This is a genomic window from Thermopirellula anaerolimosa (genome assembly GCF_054657335.1).
Genome location: NZ_BAAHYX010000006.1, coordinates 899,276 through 916,043 on the forward strand (window position 1 = coordinate 899,276; position 16,768 = coordinate 916,043).

Genomic DNA, 16,768 nt, shown 5'->3' on the forward strand with positions numbered 1-16,768 from the left:
CGGATTGAAGGGTGATGACGGAGGTCTTATAGTGAGTGGCGGACCGAATAAGGCCGCTACCAAGATCCGGCAAATTGAATCCGGTCGCAAACCACACAACCTCGACGGCGGGAGTCAATCGGTGGCAATGCTTCGCGGATTTGCGCGATGGATTACTTCGGCTTTTGCCCCAAGGCGTTGGAGTCAAGCGATTCGCGTTGCCGTTCGTTGGGCGATGTTGGGGGCAGCATGGGGCGCAAGTTGGTCCTGCACGATATTCGGCGAGTCGCCGACGCGCGGGTCGGCGGGGTCGCCTCCAGTGGTTCCGGCCAAGGCCGCATCAGGTTTGACGGTCTATCGCCTGAGGACGACGCGTCTGGCCGTCCAGGACCTCATCGAAACGTACGGCGAGGCGTACCCTAACGGTCGGGATTATCTGACACAACTGGATGCCCTCGAGAAAGACGTCGTCGACGAATCGGTTGCTTCGCAACGGTTGGAGAGGCTGCGGCGCGAGGCCTTGGTCTCCAATCCATTGTTGCGAAATCTGCACATTTTGGCGGTGCGGCGTCGGAGTCTCGACCTATCGGCCCCCAGACCCGCCCGCGATGCTCGCTATTCCGCCAACCCCGGCTTGGAGTACGGATTTCCTTCGAATCACGAATGCAACAGTTCGCTTCCCAAGCTCGGCTACGACAATGCGATAGTGACATTTTCGGCCGATCGGGATTCCAAAGTGGAAATCGTCTATGCCCCGGACGACGGCGGCTATGTGGGAGAAATTGATCTGGGCTTCGATGGGCGGCATCTGCTCTTCACAAAGTCCGACGCCGTCAACTGGAAAATCTACGAGATGGCGGCGGACGGTTCGGACTTGCGCCAGGTCTCCCGCATGCCGGACGACGTGGACTGCATGGATCCCTGCTACTTGCCCGACGGTCGCATCGTGTTCGGTTCCACGGCGGGCTTCCAATCCGTGCCCTGTTGGCACGGGCGGAAGCTGGTCACCAATCTCTTTGTCATGTCGCCCGACGGTCGAGAGGTGCGGCGTCTGTGCTACGATCAGGACCATGACTTTCATCCGGTCGTGCTTCCCAACGGCCAGGTGCTGTACCATCGTTGGGACTACACGGGAATCAACCATATCTTCATGCGGCAGTTGATGGTGATGAACCCCGACGGGACGGGGCAACGGGCGGTGTACGGCAGCAACTCTTGGTTTCCCAACGCCTTATACTTTCCCCGCCCGCTCCCCGGACGGTCCCATCAAGTCGTGGCGATTCTTTCAGGCTATCACGGGCCGCACAGGATGGGGCAATTGGTGGTCCTCGACTTCACGCGCGGTTGGTACGAGGAAAAGGGCATCGTGAGGCGGATCAGCGGGCGTGGAGATTCGATCCGTCCGATCGTGCGAGACAACCTCGTCAAGGACGATTGGCCGAAGTTTCTGCACCCGTATCCATTATCCGACAAGTATTTTCTCGTCTCGTGTCGGCCCGACGCCAAGTCGTCGTGGGGCATCTATCTGGCGGATGTTTTCGATAACCTCATTCCTTTGCTCATCGATCCGGAATACGGCTTATTCGAACCGACGCCGCTGCGTCCCCGCGAAAAGCCGCCGACCCTGCCTGATCGCTTGGATCCCTCGCAAAACGAAGCGGTCGTCTATGTGCATGACGTATACTCCGGGCCCGGCTTGGCGGGAGTGCCGCGCGGTACCGTCAAGCGTCTTCGCATCGTGGCCTACGATTTCGGTTATCCGGGCTTGGCCGGACCGGACAAAATCGGCTGGGGCGGACCGTGGGAGGTTATGCGTATCGTCGGCACCGTTCCCGTGGAGGAGGACGGATCGGCGATCTTCCGCGTACCGGCGAATACCCCTCTGGCCATACAGCCATTGGACGAAGAAGGCAAGGCCGTCCAATGGATGCGAAGCTGGTTCACGGCCATGCCGGGCGAAAAGGTCTCCTGCGTGGGCTGCCACGAGCCTCCCGCTGAAACCGGCAACGTCCGAATCGCGGAGGCCGCCTTGCGTGAACCGCGGGCGATCGATTTCTGGTACGGACCGCCGCGCGGCTTGGATTTCGCCCGAGAAGTGCAGCCGGTGCTCGATCGCTATTGCGTAAGCTGTCACGACGGGACGCAAGCGGCGCCAGACCTCCGCCGCGAGGAATTACGCCCGGATTATCGGGGGCGGCGAATCTCGGAATTGGGCGTCCAAAGGCTGCATCCTCGCATGGCCGAGGTCACCGGCGGGGTACTCAAGTACTCGCCCGCTTACGAAGCATTGTTGCCGTATGTCCGCAGAGTCGGTATTGAGGATGACGTCCGTTTGCTGACCCCCGGCGAATACCACGCCGACACCAGCCCCATCTTTCAACTGCTGAAAAAAGGGCACGGCGGTGTTTCGCTCGATGCCGAGGCGTGGGATCGTCTGATTACATGGATCGATCTGAACGCCCCATGTCATGGAACCTGGAGTGATGTGTTTCCCATCCCCGACGGTGTGCATGAGCGGCGTCTGGCGATGCGCGTGGCGACCGGAGGTCCTGCCGAAGATTACGAGAACGTTCCGATGGTGCCGCGGCAGGACACGACGCCCGTCCTTCCGCAAGTATCCCCGCCTCCTGAAACTCCCGAACTCGACGGTTGGCCGTTTTCCCCCGGCGAAGCCGTACGTCGTCAGGCGGCCCATCCGAATGCGCGTGTTTTGATGCCCTTGACCGAAGACGTCGGCATCGAAATGGTGTACATCCCCCCGGGCGAGTTCGTCATGGGAGATGCGGACGGCCTGCCTGATGAGCGACCGCTCAGCGTGGTCCGCATCGAAAAGAGCTTTTGGATCGGTTCCCGGGAAATCACCAATCGGCAGTTCCGCGCGTTGTTTCCTTCGCACGACTGCGGCTATTACCAGAAGCGACATGCCGCGGCGGATGACGTGGGCCTTTACGTCAATGGTGATTCTCAGCCCGTGGTTCGAGTTTCCTGGGTCGAGGCCCGAGAATTCTGTCGCCGCCTTTCGCAACAGTGGCAAGTACGCGTCGACTTGCCGACGGAGGCGCAGTGGGAATACGCGGCCCGCGCGGGCAGCGACACCGCCATGTGGTTCGGTGGCGTCAATGACGATTTTTCGCCGTTTGCCAATGTTGGTGATTACGCCTTCGCCTACGGTTGCGATCCCCAAGTGACGGGCGGGGTTGAGCACCTGATTCCGGAGGGAGCGTTGATTGCCGACACGCGGTTCGACGATCGCGTGATTGTGACGGCACCGGTAGGGTCCTATCGCCCTAATCCCTGGGGCCTATGGGATATCCACGGCAATGCGGCGGAATGGACTCGCTCGGATTACGCACCTTATCCTTATCGTGAATACGACGGACGCAATGACGGCACTCCCGCGGGACGCAAGGTGGTTCGCGGCGGTTCGTTCTTCGATCCGCCGAAACGGTGTCGTAGCGCCTTCCGTTCGGCTTTTCCCGTTTGGCAGCGAGTTTTCAATGTGGGCTTCCGCATTGTTCTAGAGACGGATGCCGTGCCGATCGACGCGACGCGCGGCAATTCAACGCGGTGATTGGATGGCTTGAGAGCAAGCGCTGGCTCATTCGTTGGAGTAACCCCGGAGGAGGCCCCATGAAAGGCTCGCCAATGTCGCTGGTCGTAACACTGCTTTTGATTGTTGGGGGGGCACACCTTGGGAAGGCCTCAGCGGCTCCGCCGACGTCGTCGCTCCCCGCCGGCGCCGGTTTGGCTGCGCAATATCCCGGCGATCACGGTATCGGCCGCGATCCGCGGGTGCTGCTGGCGGAGGACTTCGAAGGCGTCTCGATAGAGACTCTTTCGCGCCGCTGGGAAGACGTCTCGAACAAAGGCGGTCGCGTTCTCGCGATGGTGCCAGACTCTCCGGCGGGAAGCGGCGGTGAGACGTCGCTGGAAATGACGGCCTTGTTGGGGGAAAACACGGGCGGACACCTCTACCGTCGTTTTCGCCCGGTGGACAAAATGTTCGCGAGATTCTACGTCAAGTTCGCGGAAGATTGCCCCTACATTCACCATTTCGTGCATGTGGGCGGATACAACCCGCCTACCTCATTTCCTCAAGGAGGTGCCGGTGAACGTCCGCGCGGCGATGAACGCATCACGGTGGGCATCGAGCCTTATGGCGACTACGGCCGATATGCGCCGCCCGGCCTGTGGAACTTCTATTGCTATTGGTCCGAAATGAAGATCTCCGCCGACGGTCGGTATTGGGGGAACGGATTGAAGCCTGCTCGCCCGTCGTTGGTTCTTCGAGGGCGTTGGCAGTGCGTTGAATTGATGGTTCAGCTCAATTCGGATCCCCAAAAGCGGGACGGCGAACTGGCCCTTTGGCTCGACGGTCAACCGGTCGCCCATTTCCGCGAGGGCGCTCCTCGCAGCGAGTGGACCGGAATGGGCTTCACCTTGAAAGAGAACGGCGACCCCTTCGAGGGCTTTCGATGGCGGACGGACGCCGAATTGAAGCTCAATTTCTTCTGGCTTCTCTTGTACGTGACGGAAAACGCTGCGAGGCAAAACAAGGTGGAGAATCCGAACCCCGTCACGCAAGTTCGCTTCGACAACATCGTCGTCGCCGAAGACTACATCGGTCCGGTGGCCAAGGCGCCGGATTGAGACCGCGACCGGCTCGCAATGTTAGGATCGCGGTTCGCCGCCGCGCCGTTGCTGGAACGCGGATTCCTGCCCGGTTGAATCGCATGCCACCGCAAGCCGAGAGACCAACTCGGCGTACGTTTCCTCGGGGGTTGTGTCCGGCGAGATGGGGATTGGTACGGCCTTGCAGCCGGCCCGTCGATAACAGGCTAACAGGGGTTCCGTCTCACGGCGATACCAATCGAGCTTTTTTCTCACCGCGTCAGGGGCGTCGTCGGTGCGATCTCCGCGATCCCCCCCTCGATTGGTCCGTAGTCGCTCCAGAATCGTGTCCGCGTCCGCCGTCAGTTCCACGATTAGGCAAGGTTCAAACCACCATTCCACCAACTCGGCCTGTCGGATGTTGCGAGGCAATCCGTTGAGAACGACCCCAACTTTGGTTTCACCCGAGGACGATCGCCCTCCGTGGGTAAAAGCTTTCAGGATACGTTCCGCGATCCAAAGCTCGTCATCGCGCAGAAGGCGGTGGTCTTGCAGGATGCGGCTTAGCGTTGAACGCTCGTCCGTTGTGAACAAAGCAGGCGAATCCAAGCCGCGAGCGGCCTGCCGTAGTTCTTCGCCGAAGTCCAAATGCCGCCAATGCCGCCCCTGGAGACCCCGGCATTCCAGGATTCGTCCCAGCGGAGTCTTTCCCGTGCCGGTAGGTCCGAACAGTATCGTGGCCGGCGTTTTGTCCGCCCGGGAAGTCGCCGTTGATGAGGTGTGTTCAGGCATCGAGTCAGCAGTGTCGGCCGATCTCGTGATCACATACGGAAGGAACCGCTATTGTCGGCCGAATACGGAGAGGGTACCGACGAAGCCTGCGATCCGTATGCAGCGCCGGTCGTCGTCGATCCGGCAGCGGGCTGCGTTGTCGAATTCCGCGGCACGTAAGATTTCGTACTGCCGGGCCGATACTCACCGGCGGGGAAGTTGGACGTGGGAGCGGGGACGAAGTTGCCGCCGGTAGTTTCCGCGGGGGCGGCGGGATAGCTTCCGGTTTGCGGATAGGGCGCGTTGTAGGCCGGTGCTCCTGCCGGTAGATAGCCGGTGTTTCCCGGTTGATATTGGGAACTGCCCGCCGGAGTCTCGCTAACACCGGGCTGATAGCCGGTTTGCCCCGGGACGTATCCCGTGACGCCGGGTTGGTATCCGGTCTGACCGACCGTACCGGACGTACCCGCATTGCTATAAAGATGGGCGTATCGATCACCAACGAGCGCCGCGGGGTCATTTCCGGACATTCCGGTGCCAATGCCGGGGGAGGACTGGGTCGGCGTCCTCTTCATGCCGTCCGAAGAGGAATCCATCGAGGCCACGCCCGGACCGTCGGCGGAAGTGCCTGCTCCGCTCAAGCCGTAACGTCCGGCGCTAACGTCGTAGCGTGCTGCGGGAACCGGATTCGTCGCCGCGCTGGGAGCGGAGGCGGACGTATTTGTAACGGGATAACGGCCCGTGTCGGCGGCGGAGGTGCTCGGATAGGAAGTGCTTGGATAGGATGGTGACGGGTATCCCGCGTCCCCTGGGGCCCGAGTACTCCGAGCGGTGCCGGAAGTGGAAGGGTAGCTATTGGCGTCGTAACCGGCTTGCATACCCGGATAGGTGGTCCCTGTGCTGGGATAGGCACCGCTCGTGCTGGGATATGCCGGCGCCTTTTCGCCGCTCGTTGAGGCGTAGGCCGTGGCTGGAGATCGGGTGGCGGGCAACTCACTCGGCGTCGCGAATGCCGACGGCTTTTGCGGATAGGGCTTGGCCTCGGCGTCCGCTTTGTTCCATTTGAACGGATTGACTTGCGACAAGGAAAAGCCGCCCGGTTTGGTGGAGGAGCAACCCAGCGTCGCGACCAGGTAACCGACGGCCAACAGTCCTCCGATCCAACGAGGTTTCATGTCCTAGCATCCTTGCGCGAGAGTAACGGCCGAGGCTCCGCCATACGGCCAGCACCATTGCCACCTTCATCGGCTCGCAATCGCACGTCCGTGAAGTCCCGGCCTTTTTCTCTACCGGATTCACAGAAGGGCGTCAAGTCCAAAGCGTCGCGTACTCGAGATCACAAAAAACCAAAAGCGACCGCCCCTTCGAGTCACCGGGAACGGGTTTGCGATTCAACGCAGCGCGACTTCTCGCTCGCGGGAAGAGTGCTGTTCCGAATCAATGATGAGATATTTGCACCCGGCCGGGCCCGGCTTTCAAGCCCCACTCTCCGTCCCCGGAAAAAAGAGCCGAAACTTCCACCAAAATCGACTGGCAGAATTCAGCATCACCGATTCTAGAAATACTGAGCAGCAAGTGAACCTGCGGAGTTCGGCGCTCAAAGCACGCGGCGAGTTCCACATCTTGCCGCCGAACCCCGGCCTGCACGAATCGCCTCAGTTGATGGGGCGATCATCTCGGCGGAGCGAACCCTCCCCTTCGAAGTTACCGCTTGCAGGGAATCGCGGCAGGGAGTTGTTGACTTGCAACACAAAACTCCCGCGAAATCGAAGCTTACGCGTGAAATCACGGAGCTTCACACCGAAACTGTGGAAGCACGCCCGGAGGGATTCGAACCCCCAACCGGCGGATTAGAAATCCGCTGCTCTATCCCTTGAGCTACGGGCGCAGATCGGCAAGTCTGCTAGGTCGGGTCGTACCGCCTACACCGGTTTCTACCTCAGATTCGGATGGCCCCTCGACGAAGCTACATGGAGTCCAAGTCCGCCTGAGGCGGAACCTTGGCGAAGAGGAATCCGTCCGCCCCTGAGAAATCACGTACTAAGCGAAAGTCTACAGGCGGGCTTTGGGGTGGTCAATCCGGACGCTTCTCTCGCCTAGCTGCCGGGGGCGGGGGGCAGTCTCACTCGAAGAGATTGCCACAGACCCTTGGGCTTTGTCGCTTCCTCGCGGAAGAAACCAAGCACGTCCGGAATGATAGTGATGTCATTTACCGGTCGAAACCCGCATCGAACTCCGTTGGTTTCGGCGGGCTTATTCTGCGGGGCGTCGAATCTGCCTACTCGCTATCGTGATCAAAGAGCAGACCGAAGCGGGCCGGGTGTCGCTTGGCATGGCACTCCACTATTCGACATCCGGCCAGTCGAGTTTTTCTTCGGCGGCCAATTTCCGCAGCTTTGTCAAAGCTCGGGATTCCAGTTGTCTTACCCGTTCCTTGGTGACCCCCAATTCGGCGCCGACCTTCTTCAGAGTAAGAGGTTCGTCCGAGTTGTCCAAGCCGAATCGCCGCACGATGATCTGACGTTCGCGCTCGTCCAGACGCTGCAAGATGTTGCGGACTTGCGTCTCGCGCTGCATTTGGGCCGACTCGAGTTCGACTTGATCGCTACGCTCGTCTTCAGTGACGTTGAATAGCTCGTTTTGGGCGGTCCGGAAGCGGTCACGGTAACGATGTTCGTCCGGAATCGTGCGGGCGAAATTCTTCATGATGGCCCAACTGGCATACGTGCTGAACTTGTTGCCGCGCGAATAATCGAACTTTTCCACGGCGCGGATTAACGACATGTTGCCGTCGCTCACCAATTCGAAAAAGTTCTCGGCGGGGCCTACGTGCCGCTTGGCAATCGACACCACGAGGCGCAAATTGGCCGAAATGATCTCGTTCTTCGTCTTGACGGCTTCCTCGTACAGACGCTCGATTTCGGCCATCAGACCGCGGTCCGGTCGCTTGCGCGACTTCAGCCCCTGCTCCAATTTCTCGCGGAGTTTGGCAGCCTTGAACTTCAGGTAATTCATCTTTCGGAAAAGGTGAACCTCCTGAGCCTGCGTCAGCAATGGGACCTCGTACAGGCTCGCAAGGTAGGGCGGCAAACCGGCTGGCAGTCGCCCGACGCGCGGGGCGTGATCCGAAGGCGGCGGCGGGCCGAGAATCTCGCGTTCTCGGGTCGGAGTCACCCGTTCGAACTCCGCGCTGGGTATGTAATCGAGCGGCAGTTCCCGGATCCGCCGGGCAGCCATCTCGTCGATCACGCTGATCGCGCGCGACCGCGTAATGCAATACCGCTTAGCGATCACGTTCAACGACTCGCCTGCGCGGTGATCGCGATAGATTCGCCGCTTCAAGTCCTCCGAGAGCGGACTTTGCGCTTCCGGAAAGATCGCGGCGCGCGGGTTCTTCTGGTCGAATTGTCGCAGGATGTATCGGATGGTTTCCATGCTTCTCCCCGTTCTCGCGGCCAATCTCCGCGTCACTTCCGGTCGGCAGGCCCCCGCCTCGGCAAGACGCCTTGCACGGTCGACGATCTCCTCCTTCTCCTCGGGCGTGAGTTGGCTGAATTGAGTGGCCTTTTCCACTCGCTTGGCCTCCTTCTCCCGAAAACGGCGCACCGTGCTTTCCAGAAAGCCCACCCGGTGCCGACCGTCAATCACGAATCGCCTGCTGACCAACCCCGCGCGACGCCACCGCGCCACGGTCTTCGTTGCCACGTTGAACTCCTTGGCCAGTTCGTCGACCGTGTAGATTCGCTCTGGAATCTCCTCCGGAGAGAGCGGAACCGTCTCGGCTAGGTCCTCGATCAATTGGATGAGGTCATGTCTCAGGTCCGCGCCGGAAAAACGTACATCCTCACTCGAGTCAGGGCGAAAACGCGTGATTTTGTAGCAGACCTGCCTGTAGGTGTACCAACGGGAGGGATCGACCTCAGTCAGCAATTCCTCGGCCCGGGCGATTTGCTTGATCTGCTTGTCGCGAGGGGCGAAACGCGTCAATTGGCGGCAAAGTTCCGCCATGACGGGTATGCGATATTTAGCCGACCGAATGGCGTTGGGCATGGTCGCACCTTCCCCGGTAAGAAAACCTCTCACTCACGATTCAGTTGCTTTAGTACTCAGACGTTTCAATTGCTGTAAGGGTTCGAGTTTTTCGCAATTCTGCCAGCGACATTTGTCTTTTCGGACCATGATACCACTTGGCCGCATTTTCTGCAACTATCGCTTCGGAAAATTCGACAAAAAAAGGAGTCGCCTCGTCGAGCCCCCGACCTGGCTCGTGAATCAGTCCCCCCTTCTACCCATAGGGTCCGATTCTATCCTGGATTGCCGCCCACCGACCTGGCCGTCCCGGTTGTTCGCCCTTTGCTAGTTGCCGGAGTGCTGGAAATGGTTACACAAATCAGCGCTCTTTGCGGTATTTACCCTGCCTAGACTTCCCACTCTACCCACATTTGCATAAAGAATCCGAACTCCCCCTCCGAGCAGGCGAATTCGCGTCGCCGACGTAACGGACGGTATCGTCTCATGCAGCGCCTGTTCCATCGGCTTTTCGCTCGCCCAAATCTCGCCGATTCGGCCTGTAAATTACCCAAACCTCCTGCAACTCCTCCTATATTTTCCTTTTACTGCCCTCTTGATGAGAACGGCTACCAAAGTTGGCTCCTGGAAACCCGGAGCGAACGAGGATGTGTTGAATTCCACTGCACCGCGCGCTTTTTCTTGGCCTGTCAAACGGAAATTGATCGGCCGATCACGGAGTTTATTCGCTGCCGGGACGATCGGATTGCTCCGAAGGTCTGGGAATCGCACTTGCCGCAATGGCCGCACAAAAGGGGCACAATCTCTCTCCCCAAAACAGTGTAGGGTTAGCCTGGCTTCGTCCTCCCGTTTTAGATAGACTCCGCGGGCGTTTTCGAACGAAATTTCGGGTTTCCGGACAATTCGCCGTCTGTTGAACGGCCTCGAGGGCACACCGGTTGACGCATTACCCCCTCGATCTCTTACGCAGAACTTCCATCAAAAGACTGAAAGATCGGCATACCATGACCGGCGCTCGCTCAGCAAATACCGCTTGGGCCCTTCGGGCGGCGGTCGCGATTGCTCTACCTCTTTTAACCCCGATCCCAGGGTGTCGGAGTTGGGAAAAGCCGCATTGGAACAACCCGGGGCCCGCGGACGTTCAGCGGCAGGCGGCCGAGCGGTACGACCCGTATCCGGAAACAAACGTAGGACAGGAAATCGTGGGCAGTCGTCCCCCCGGTTACGAACACCCTCTGAGTGAACCGGAGCGGGTCCGTCGCAAGCCTTGGCTGCCGCAATTGTGGTGATAATCGCCTCCCAATAACCCCCACGGTTCACGCCGTCGGCCGTCTTGCCCGGCCAGAGCTTACCTCGTCCACCGGCGATCGTCGACGCGGTCGGTCCGTCAACTTGCTGGGAATCGTGAACGCATTATACTGTCGGCGGTTGCCGGTCGCGCCGACGGTGCTTCCCGATTTGCGTGGCCATCCTTTTGCGAAGCGATCGAGCTTCAGTTGCATAACTTGGCGGGCTACCGGAGGCAACTGCGGAATCGGGATTCGGGCGAGGCCGCCAACAGGTGGGATGCGGGCAATCGGGTGGCCAGTATCGAGCGGTTCGAGCGAAAAATCGTCCGCGGAAAGTGGAAGATCACGTACCGTGGCACCGACCTCCGCGCGCACGGCAGCGAAGCCGTAGTGGCGACGGACGTTCGCCGGTAGGCTTATACCCGTCCGAAGCGCGGCCGCCGGTACGACTCGAAGCCGCTGTTATCGGGCCTATCCCGCCGCCGACAGTGTTTCTTAGCCGGGCCGAGTTGGGAAAGGTTGGCCGCGGCGCACAGGCCGTCGAGGTGCTGGACGCCGCGGCTTGCTTCGGTCTGCGTCGAAGGGAATAAGGGAATATGTGTTCGGATGCGGTTGAAACCGGAGGTGCATTATGTTTCTCGAGAGACCCGTCACGAGGCGGCGTATGCTCGGGGCTTCGGCGATCGGCGTTTGCGGCGCGATGGCAACCGTGGCCATGCGGCACTACGCCGCTGCGGAACCTTCCATCGGCATCGGAACGACGGCGGACCCACGCATCCAAGGTCCTTTCTTGATCCTTTCCACGCCTTTCACCGCATCCGGTGCCGTCGATTACGATGCCCTTGCCCGAGAGGCACGCTATGTCGACCGGTGCGGGTGCCCGGGAATGATTTGGCCGCAGTCGGGCGACAGTATTGACCTATTGACGACGGAAGAAAAACTCCGGGGCATGGAGGTGCTGGCCGAAGTCGTGCGCGATCTGCGGACCACGGCGCTCTGCCTTGGCGTGCAGGGCAGGGATACCGACGAGATGCTGGTTTTCGCCGAACATGCCGAAAAGTTGGCGCCCGCGGCGATGATCTCGCGTCCGCCCGACTCCGGAAAGACGCAAGAAGATATGCGGCAATACTGGCGTGCCCTGGCCGCGGTCACCAAACGACCCATCATCATCCAAACCACCGGCGGCGTGGCCTACCGCGGGCCGGTCCCTTCCGTTGAATTACTGATCGAGTTGGCCGAGGAGTTCGCCAACTTCGGTTACGTCAAGGAGGAGGCGGGGGCGGTGATCGATCGCATGCGTGCTCTGCTCGCAGCACGCCCGCCCATTCGACGCGTGTTCGGCGCCCGCGGCGGATTCGGTTGGCTTTACGAGTTGCGTCTCGGTGCGGAGGGGCTAATCACTGAACGTGCTGTCTATGCCGACGTTCTTACCCGTATTTGGCGGCTTCACCAAACCGGTTCCGATCCTGATGCCTTGCGGGATGCCTACAGCAAGTTCCTATTGATGATCAATCTTGCTAGGACCCATCCCGGCGATTTGCGCGGCTACCAATTGTACCTGTGGAAGAAGTTGGGAGTGTTTCAGACGATGGTCTCGCGCAACTACGGCCCCGGAGGCAGCATTCCATCTTCCCCAATCTGCTCGGAACAAAAGCTGACGGAAGAGGAAATCGCTGAGATCGAATTTCGCTTCGAGGCACTCAAGCCCTACCGCTATGCGGGGAGCATGGACCTATCCGGGTAATGCCGATCGACAAGCCACGCTCCTGCCTGAGTGGGCCGGTCGCGCAGTATCCCCGGCACGACCGCTCAGCGTAACTGCCCCATTACGAGTCGTCATCTCCAAAGAGAGGAATCGGCCGATAAGGCCCAAGATTCCGAAAAGCGAGGTCGCGATCACTTGAGACGCGGAAACGAGCCTGAATTATCCCCCGGGAGTGCCCGGCCGACGAGAATTTCCTGACGGTAACGTTGGCCCAGGGTGTGCTGACAAGCCGGGGTGGGGGCGCCTCGGCGGACACGCGGGGCGCAGAAGATTACGCGTTTGCTCCGGAAGGAAGGCTAACAGGCCACCGCCCATCTAGGCGACGCCGGAGCTTGTGAGAGGGAGCGACCGTTCCTTGCTCTTGCCTCTCGAAGTAGCGGCGGAGGGATTCGAACCCCCGACACGCGGATTATGATTCCGCTGCTCTAACCAGCTGAGCTACACCGCCACGCTTAGCAGCCGTCTCGTCACCCGGTTGATCGTCCCATGTTAGGAGCGACGGACGACAGGCCCTTCCACCCAACCCGCGACAAAGGAGACAACGTAACTTCGTCCTTCATCCGAGTCTATCATCCGAATGCTCGGAACTCCTGAATCCTAATTGTAGCCTACAAACGTTTTTGCTCAGCGGCAAGAGGGTTCCCGAAGCGAACATCGCAGCGTGGCGATGCAGTCTCGCGGCCCAGGTTCCCTCCACCGCAAGAGGACCGCTTTCCCGGGAGACTCGTTTCTTTATGCGTGCGTTTTGCGGGCTGGACGACAGGCTTGTACAATCGTGCGGCTGGATCATCCCCGCAAGAGGCCGGAGTGCCAGGGGACGCATGATGATGACGCTCAACGCCTTCACTGAGTGCGTGCCAGCCTTTTCCAACCCAAGCCGGCAACTGGTTTTCGCAGGTCACTCACAAACTGTTTCACGAGCGGTAAGACAGGGATTCTATTCCTTGCAAGTATGATTGAAGCGATCATCCAGCAAGAGATCAGGATGCCTTGGAGAAATCGACACGCACGGCAGTCGAAAACTATCCCAAAAGAAAGCTCCCGATCCCAACTCAGCACTCCTTGCGGAATGGCTACCGGCTCACATCAACACCGCGTACCACGTCGGTCTTCGCCTTAGTATGGCTGACTGTGACTTCCCGGACAACGTCACTACGTATCTGTGGGGACCATTTGATGGAGTCCAGGCGGTGAGGTGATGGCGACGAAGGGAGGAACGTGAGCCGCGGTTTGCCGTACGGCAATGGCCGAGTGTGACCGACGCCGCCACGTTATCCCGGTCGGTGCTCCCGCACCGTCCCTCGTTCCCACGCCAACGTGACGCGTTCCACACGGCTGCCCCCGGTTGTCTTTGTGAGGCAGTAATGTGTGCCTACACCACGATTACCGCCTGGCTGATATACGACCCGGTCGCCTTGAGCACCGGCGGGTAGAAGCCGCCGTCGTTAATCTTGAAGACCGTTCGCCCATCTTACTTACCTAGCTGGACCTGCCCTTTTTGGCTTGGAGTAGCGGGGCCAACCCAGTCTTAACCCGGAACCTGGGCACGCGGAGAGACAACCGAGAGTTAGGTATTCTCGGCGCCAAATTCGCCGCTGGGGTCGCCCGACGGGATGGCTCTAATTCCGGAATCGAAACCGGTGGGCGACGCAGTCGGCCGATCGTAACCCATTGCTTGCAACGGCTTTGAAACGAAAAAAGCCGAGGCGTTGAGCCTCGGCTTTGTGCGTTCACCCCTGGGTCGGCGGGAAGTTTGCTTTCCAGGATTCAAGTTGCGGGGACAGGATTCGAACCTGTGACCTCGAGGTTATGAGCCTCGCGAGCTACCTGCTGCTCCACCCCGCGATAATGGCAAACACTCACGCACTTGGCGGACTGCCGACTGCGTGAGGATTCATGCACTTCTCTCAATATACATGATTCCGTGGGCGGGTCAATGCACCCCGCGGCGCAGCTCAACCTTTGCAAAGCCATTTCCTCTCAAGGAGCCTGGCGCAGTAAGAGCGATGAGATCGGTGAAGGAAAAACCGGTCTCAGAGCGTGCCTTCAGATCGGGCTGCATAAGTATCCTCCCCTGTGCGAGAGGGTTAGGGTGAAGAGAGCGTGGTCAAGAAACCGCCGATTCTTCTCGCATTCACGACGGTCACCCTCACCCGGCGACCCAGCCGCCCCCCTCTCCAGAAGGTAGAAGAGGCCATTTGAAGACCCGCTCTCAGAGCAAAGGGCGGCGCTGGACGATGCGGATGACCATCCGAAGTGGGGACCGCGACGCTACGCGGGCGTTTGGCTGTACGAAACATCTTCGACTGGGACTCGGCCCGTCAAGTTTCGGCACGCCTCCCAACTTTGCGAAATCCCTTGCAGCAACCTTTACACGGTGCATCTATTTTTCAGATTTGCCGCTTTCTTGGCTCACCCTGCTCCGTAATGCTCTTCCCTAACGATCGACAGCGCTATCGGCGCTGCCTCCCTGCCAGCCGATCCCCGGAATCCGCAAAGAATTGGAGACGGCGCAGAGGTCACCGCCGTTCCCCTGAAGATTGCGAAACCGGTGCGGACCGGCTACAGTTGAAGCATGGTTTTGCGGCAACTTTCCGGGAGCCGACGGCTTGCGTCGTGAGCAGCGCGCAGTTGTTGGGGAGAAGTTGCCCGATACGATGTCTTTTTGTCTTTTTTTCGATGCGAGGTGCTCAGCATGAACCGATACTACGATTCGCCGAATCGACGGGGGTTCACCCTCGTCGAACTGTTGGTGGTGATCGCCATCATCGGCATTTTGATCGCCCTTCTGCTGCCCGCCGTTCAGGCCGCGCGAGAGGCCGCCCGGCGGTCGCAGTGCATCAACAACCTCCGTCAGCTTGGCATTGGCTTCCAAAATTATCATGACGTGTGGGGACAATTCCCCCTGCCCGGTATGATCGCCAACCAATTGGGCTGGACGGCGTCCATCCTAGCCGTCATCGAACAAAAGCCCATTTACGATCAAATGGACTGGACGGCGGGCGCCTACACGATGTCGGGCAAGATTAAACATGCGGCCAACCGCATTCCGCCATACATTTGCCCCTCGGCCATCCAAGTGCGAACCGAATACGCTTCCGAAATATGGCCGAATCCGGGCGGCGAGAAGGTGTACACCGTTCACTACTACGGGATTCTCGGTCCCTACGGCACGAATCCGATTACCAATCAGACCTACCGTTGCCGTAATACGACCGAGGCTTTCGGCGGCGAATGCGATCAGGGGATCCTTTGGCAATACGCCAGTCGCATGGCCGATGTCACGGACGGAACATCGAATACGCTCTTGTTGGGTGAGATTTCCTGGTCGCAGATGACGAAGTACCGCGCATGGACGCGGGGAAAATACAACGACAGCCGAGGAACCCTGTACCTTCTTTCCAAGTATCTTCGGTTCCCCATCAATTCTAAGAACGAATCCATTTGGAACGGAATCGCATTCGGCAGTCTGCATCCCGGCGGTTGTCAATTTGTGAGGGCTGATGGCTCGGCAAGCTTTCTTTCGGAGACGATGGATTACGGAATCTATCTCGCTTTGGGTAGCAAAGACGGCGGCGAATCCGTCCAAACGCCGTAGTCGCATAGATTATGTGTCCATTCTGAAAGGCGCCCAATCCGAGCCGACGGGAGAAATTGTCGCGATGACGCCACGATATGCCGGAATCCGCCCGATCTTTGTTGCCTTGAGTTGCCTGGTCGTCACGTGCCAAGGTTGCGGAAAAGGCGACGTCCGCCGAAATCCGATATCCGGCACCATCACGTACCGGGGCGAACCGGTCCCGGCAGGCTCCATCACGTTCATTCCGGACGCCTCACAGGGGAATTCCGGACCGGCGGTCACCATTGCATTTGAAAACGGTCGCTATGATTCCCGTGATGCAGGTATCGGCCATATCGGCGGACCGCACAAAATTCGCATCACTGGCTTGACGGGCAAGGATTCCGGTGACGAGTTTTTCCCCCAAGGAACACTCTTGTTTCCCGATTATGAGACTTCGGCCGACCTGCCCCGCGGTCCCAGCGAGCGCAACTTCACGATCCCGGATGACTGGGTGTTGCCTGCGATCGCGCCCCAACCCTATGAGGGGCCATAGCAACCGTTGCAATCCGACGCGATTCGTGATAGAACGATCCTCCGGAAATCCCGGCGGAACGGCAATTTGTATTCATCGCGGGAAGCGTCGATGAATAGCGTCTAGCGCGACTAAGCTTCGATAGCGGCGCTAAGGCGACGAAGCCCCACCTGCCGGTATCCGCAAGCGATTTCGGCACTACATGGTTTGTTCTTCACTGGCTAGGAAAG

General features: G+C 59.5%; 9 protein-coding genes and 3 tRNA genes. 6 read left to right on the plus strand and 6 right to left on the minus strand.

Annotated elements, in window-relative coordinates:
* The first annotated feature begins 127 nt into the window (after positions 1–127).
* Together ACYQ6J_RS09475 and ACYQ6J_RS09480 are read left to right on the plus strand one after the other, a co-directional pair.
* Positions 128–3,550: an SUMF1/EgtB/PvdO family nonheme iron enzyme gene (locus ACYQ6J_RS09475; RefSeq protein ID WP_460185539.1), complete on the plus strand. Its 3,423-nt coding sequence runs from the start codon at positions 128–130 to the stop codon at positions 3,548–3,550.
* 59 nt (positions 3,551–3,609) lie between these two features.
* The gene (locus ACYQ6J_RS09480; protein ID WP_460183939.1) at positions 3,610–4,629 is read left to right on the plus strand and encodes a hypothetical protein; all 1,020 of its coding nucleotides are present in this window, start codon (positions 3,610–3,612) and stop codon (positions 4,627–4,629) included.
* A gap of 21 nt (positions 4,630–4,650) precedes the next feature.
* Here ACYQ6J_RS09480 and ACYQ6J_RS09485 read toward each other — a convergent pair whose 3' ends face one another.
* The 4 genes from ACYQ6J_RS09485 to ACYQ6J_RS09500 all read right to left on the minus strand — a co-directional run bounded on the left by ACYQ6J_RS09485 (position 4,651) and on the right by ACYQ6J_RS09500 (position 9,411).
* The gene (locus tag ACYQ6J_RS09485) at positions 4,651–5,382 is read right to left on the minus strand and encodes an adenylate kinase family protein (protein ID WP_460183940.1); all 732 of its coding nucleotides are present in this window, start codon (positions 5,380–5,382) and stop codon (positions 4,651–4,653) included.
* A gap of 29 nt (positions 5,383–5,411) precedes the next feature.
* Positions 5,412–6,536, minus strand: a complete 1,125-nt coding sequence (locus ACYQ6J_RS09490) for a hypothetical protein (protein WP_460183941.1) — start codon at positions 6,534–6,536, stop codon at positions 5,412–5,414.
* Positions 6,537–7,176: 640 nt separating this feature from the next.
* Positions 7,177–7,249, minus strand: a tRNA-Arg gene (locus tag ACYQ6J_RS09495).
* 455 nt (positions 7,250–7,704) lie between these two features.
* Positions 7,705–9,411 (minus strand): sigma-70 family RNA polymerase sigma factor, encoded by a 1,707-nt coding sequence (locus tag ACYQ6J_RS09500; RefSeq protein WP_460183942.1) that lies wholly within the window; start codon positions 9,409–9,411, stop codon positions 7,705–7,707.
* A gap of 1,475 nt (positions 9,412–10,886) precedes the next feature.
* Between ACYQ6J_RS09500 and ACYQ6J_RS09505 the strand changes: the two genes are divergently transcribed.
* Together ACYQ6J_RS09505 and ACYQ6J_RS09510 are read left to right on the plus strand one after the other, a co-directional pair.
* Complete coding sequence (locus ACYQ6J_RS09505) at positions 10,887–11,093, plus strand: hypothetical protein (protein WP_460183943.1); 207 nt, start codon at positions 10,887–10,889, stop codon at positions 11,091–11,093.
* A gap of 250 nt (positions 11,094–11,343) precedes the next feature.
* Complete coding sequence (locus ACYQ6J_RS09510) at positions 11,344–12,423, plus strand: dihydrodipicolinate synthase family protein (protein ID WP_460183944.1); 1,080 nt, start codon at positions 11,344–11,346, stop codon at positions 12,421–12,423.
* Positions 12,424–12,818: 395 nt separating this feature from the next.
* Here ACYQ6J_RS09510 and ACYQ6J_RS09515 read toward each other — a convergent pair.
* A tRNA-Met gene (locus tag ACYQ6J_RS09515) sits at positions 12,819–12,892 on the minus strand.
* Between the two features lie 1,324 nt (positions 12,893–14,216).
* Positions 14,217–14,289 (minus strand) — tRNA-Met (locus tag ACYQ6J_RS09520).
* A gap of 850 nt (positions 14,290–15,139) precedes the next feature.
* Here ACYQ6J_RS09520 and ACYQ6J_RS09525 point away from each other — a divergent pair.
* Both ACYQ6J_RS09525 and ACYQ6J_RS09530 read left to right on the plus strand, forming a co-directional pair.
* Positions 15,140–16,042, plus strand: coding sequence for a DUF1559 domain-containing protein (locus ACYQ6J_RS09525; protein WP_460183945.1), 903 nt, complete (start codon positions 15,140–15,142; stop codon positions 16,040–16,042).
* 64 nt (positions 16,043–16,106) lie between these two features.
* On the plus strand, positions 16,107–16,559 hold the full coding sequence (locus ACYQ6J_RS09530) for a hypothetical protein (protein WP_460183946.1): 453 nt from the start codon (positions 16,107–16,109) through the stop codon (positions 16,557–16,559).
* Positions 16,560–16,768 lie beyond the last annotated feature (209 nt).

What these genes read in the sequence shown, in the direction of transcription:
- ACYQ6J_RS09510 (WP_460183944.1), top strand. Translation starts at nt 11,344, where the DNA reads ATGCTCGGGGCTTCGGCGATCGGCGTTTGCGGCGCGATGGCAACCGTG.
- ACYQ6J_RS09525 (WP_460183945.1), top strand. Translation starts at nt 15,140, where the DNA reads ATGAACCGATACTACGATTCGCCGAATCGACGGGGGTTCACCCTCGTC.
- ACYQ6J_RS09500 (WP_460183942.1), bottom strand. Translation starts at nt 9,411, where the DNA reads ATGCCCAACGCCATTCGGTCGGCTAAATATCGCATACCCGTCATGGCG.
- ACYQ6J_RS09490 (WP_460183941.1), bottom strand. Translation starts at nt 6,536, where the DNA reads ATGAAACCTCGTTGGATCGGAGGACTGTTGGCCGTCGGTTACCTGGTC.
- ACYQ6J_RS09480 (WP_460183939.1), top strand. Translation starts at nt 3,610, where the DNA reads ATGAAAGGCTCGCCAATGTCGCTGGTCGTAACACTGCTTTTGATTGTT.
- ACYQ6J_RS09530 (WP_460183946.1), top strand. Translation starts at nt 16,107, where the DNA reads ATGACGCCACGATATGCCGGAATCCGCCCGATCTTTGTTGCCTTGAGT.
- ACYQ6J_RS09475 (WP_460185539.1), top strand. Translation starts at nt 128, where the DNA reads ATGCTTCGCGGATTTGCGCGATGGATTACTTCGGCTTTTGCCCCAAGG.
- ACYQ6J_RS09485 (WP_460183940.1), bottom strand. Translation starts at nt 5,382, where the DNA reads ATGCCTGAACACACCTCATCAACGGCGACTTCCCGGGCGGACAAAACG.